Here is a 3036-nt window from a genome sequence, read left to right on the forward strand (position 1 = left end):
CCCTCCCGCCTGCGGGAGGGGGAATGTCCTGATTCCACCCAAACCGGTCGGGACCATCACAATTCGCGGCGCAGGGCGGGGTCTATGCTGCCGTCGGGGCGGACGCCGGCGCGTTTCAGGTCGCGGCCCATTTTCCCGGTCAGGAACCGGTACCACATCACGAAATCGGCGCGCAGCGACCAGAAGGGATAGCGGAAGGTCGCGGGGCGGTTATGTTCGATCAGGCTGTGGCCGATCCAGGCGAAGCCATAGCCGGCGAGGGGCACGGCGGGGATCATCCACCAGCTTCCCGCGACCGGCAGCGCGGCGATCAGCAGCACGACCAGGCTGGTGCCGGCATAGTGCATCGCCCGCGTGCCCGCATGGGCATGTTCCTGGAGATAATAGGGCCAAAAGTCGCGGAACGCCGCCGTCTTGTCGTCCATCGCATCCCCTCCTGCCTGTGTCCGCAAGCCTATCGGGAAACGGGATGGAAGTTAAGATGGATGCGTCAGGCCGTGTGCCGATCGGGGGCGAACAGGAAATAATCATAGGCCGCCCGCGCCGCTTCGGCCATGATGCGGTCGCGCAGTTCATGGCCCATATGGTCCTTCATCACGAAGACCGAGATGACGAACATGCGGCCATCGGGCAGCGTGACGATGCCCGCGTCGTTGCCGAGGCCGTTCAGCGTCCCGGTCTTGTGCGCGATGCGCGTGCCCGGCGGCAGCATGGCGCGCAGCCGGGCCTTGCCGGTCTTGCAGCGTTCCATGACCGACAGCATCAGCGCGGTCGTCTGGGGCCGCAGCACCCTGCCCAGGCGGATCGCGGCGAGCAGGTCGTCCATCGCCCGCGGCGTGGCGGTGTCGCGCGGGTCGGCGGCGAAGCCCAGATTGGGCATGTCGCGGGCGTCGCGCTGCGCCGCGGAAAGGCCGGATTCCATCGCGGCTTCATCGCCGAAGCCAATGCCCGTCACCTTGGCGCGGGCGAGCAGGTCGCGGGTGTTGCTGTCGACGCGCAGGCCCCTGATCCCGGCGGCGCGGACCCAGTCGTTGACCGCCTGCGGCCCGCCGGCGCGGGCGACAAGGGCGTCGGTCGCCTCATTGTCGCTGAGCGTCAGGCTCATGTCGATCAGGGTGCGCACCGGCAGCGGGCGGCCGAGGCGCATGAGCGGTTCGTCGAGGCTGAGGCTGCCCGCGTCCAGCAGCGAGAGGATCTTGGCCGTGACCGCCACCTTGTAGGTGCTGGCCATGGGGAACAGCGTGTCGCCATTATAGGCGAGCGTCTCGCCCGTGCCGAGGTCGCGCACGGCGATGCCGACCGTGCCGTCGGTCAGCGTGGCGAAACGGGCGAATTCGGCCATCAGGCGGGATTCGGCGCTGTGCTGGACCGGATTGGGCGTCGGGCCGAAGGCGTCGGCGGTGGGCAGCGGAGCCAGGAACAGGCCCAGAAAGGCGATCAGCTTGGTGCGAAGGCGCGGCATGCCGCCTGTTTCCCCGATTTGCCGGAGAAGGGCAAGCACTGTTGACAGCGGATCGGCGCGGGGTTCATCACGCCGGGCCATGAGCGATACGATCAAGCTGGACGAGAGCTGGCGCGCGCCGCTGCTCGGGGAATTCGCAAGTCCTTATATGCAGGGGCTGAAGCGCTTTCTTCAGGAGGAGAAGGCGCAGGGCAAGCGCATCTTCCCCAAGGGCGGCGAATATTTCCGGGCGCTGGACCTGACGCCGCTGGACAAGGTGAAGGTGGTGGTGCTGGGGCAAGACCCCTATCATGGCGAGGGACAGGCGCATGGGCTGTGCTTTTCGGTGAAGCCGGGGGTGCGGACGCCGCCGTCGCTGGTCAATATCTACAAGGAATTGCAGAGCGACCTGGGCCTGCCGCCGCCGCGCCACGGTTTCCTGGAGCATTGGGCGCGGCAGGGCGTGCTGCTGCTGAACAGCGTGCTGACGGTGGAGATGGGCAAGGCGGCGTCGCACCAGAAGCGCGGCTGGGAACAGTTTACCGACGCGATCATCCGGCTGGTCAACCAGCAGCGCGAGCCGGTCGTGTTCCTGCTGTGGGGCAGCTATGCCCAGCGCAAGGCGGAATTCGTCGACCGGAGCCGGCATCTGGTGCTGAAGGCGGCGCACCCCTCCCCCCTTTCGGCGCATAACGGGTTCCTGGGGTGCCGGCATTTTTCGCAGGCCAACGCCTTTCTGGAGGAGAAGGGGCGCGGGGTGATCGACTGGGGGTTGCCGGAGACGGTGGCGGCATGAATTTCGACGACCAGTTGCACCGCTATTTCGGGGTGCGGGATGTGGACGCGCTGACCCCTGATGCCCTGGAAGCGGGGCTGGAGCGCATGCGGGTGGATTTCGGGCTGGAGACGGATGGGCGGCGGCGCTTTGCGCTGTGGTCGCTGATGTTCCTGCTGGGGGCGGCGCCCGATCTGGACGAGGCGTTCGAGGACCCGGCGGACCGGGACGCGGCGCGCGACTTCATGGAGATGATGGAACGGGCCGAGGGGAACGAGTAGGGTTTTGCCGCCGCGCAGGAACAGGCTAGTCTGTCGGGCATGCGAATCTTCACCATCGGTTATGAGGGCGCGACGCAGGACGAGGTGATCGCCGCCCTGCGCGCGGCGGGCGTGACGATGCTGGCCGATGTGCGGGCGGTTCCGCTGTCGCGGCGGCCGGGCTTTTCCAAGAATATCCTCGCCGCCGGGCTGCGCGAGGCGGGGATCGATTATGTCGGGTTGAAGGCGCTGGGGACGCCCGCCGCCGGGCGGGAGGCGGCGCGCAAGGGGCAGCACCAGCGGCTGGCGGAGATTTATGCGGGGCAGTTGGAACTGCCCGAGGCGATGGTGCAGGCCGCGCAACTGGTGGAGATGGCGGAGGAGCAGGCCGTGGCGCTGCTGTGCTTCGAGCGGGATGCGGCGGCCTGCCACCGGTCGTTGCTGATCGATGCGGTCATGCCGGATGCGGAGCGGGTGGATCTGGTGCCTTGAGGAGCGCGCTTCCCCTCCCCTTCAGGGGAGGGGACGCGCGCTCCTCAAGGCACCAGATCCACCCGCTC

5 protein-coding genes are annotated in these 3036 nt (G+C 67.9%); 3 read left to right on the top strand and 2 right to left on the bottom strand.

Annotated features, from left to right (window positions below):
• Positions 1–56 precede the first annotated feature (56 nt).
• Both K7W03_RS27010 and K7W03_RS27015 read right to left on the bottom strand, forming a co-directional pair.
• A complete protein-coding gene (locus K7W03_RS27010) occupies positions 57–425 on the bottom strand; it encodes a DUF962 domain-containing protein (RefSeq protein ID WP_222888030.1) in 369 nt (122 codons plus the stop codon).
• A gap of 65 nt (positions 426–490) precedes the next feature.
• On the bottom strand, positions 491–1462 hold the full coding sequence (locus K7W03_RS27015) for a serine hydrolase (RefSeq protein ID WP_137709552.1): 972 nt from the start codon (positions 1460–1462) through the stop codon (positions 491–493).
• A 79-nt stretch (positions 1463–1541) separates the two neighbouring features.
• On the opposite strand from K7W03_RS27015, the gene ung reads away from it, so the two are divergent.
• Genes ung through K7W03_RS27030 form a run of 3 tightly spaced genes read left to right on the top strand, consistent with a single transcriptional unit; the run spans position 1542 to position 2968 of the window.
• Entirely contained in the window at positions 1542–2237 is a 696-nt protein-coding gene (ung, locus tag K7W03_RS27020) for a uracil-DNA glycosylase (RefSeq protein WP_222888032.1), read from the top strand.
• Positions 2234–2497 carry a hypothetical protein gene (locus tag K7W03_RS27025; protein WP_025552251.1) on the top strand — a complete coding sequence of 88 codons (264 nt, stop codon included), beginning with the start codon at positions 2234–2236 and terminating at the stop codon, positions 2495–2497. Before ung ends, K7W03_RS27025 begins: the two co-directional genes overlap by 4 nt.
• 39 nt (positions 2498–2536) lie before the next feature.
• Positions 2537–2968 carry a DUF488 family protein gene (locus K7W03_RS27030; protein WP_025552249.1) on the top strand — a complete coding sequence of 144 codons (432 nt, stop codon included), beginning with the start codon at positions 2537–2539 and terminating at the stop codon, positions 2966–2968.
• Positions 2969–3036: the final 68 nt, after the last annotated feature.

Source organism: Sphingobium sp. PNB (assembly GCF_019873065.1).
In the GTDB taxonomy this organism is placed as follows: domain Bacteria; phylum Pseudomonadota; class Alphaproteobacteria; order Sphingomonadales; family Sphingomonadaceae; genus Sphingobium; species Sphingobium fuliginis.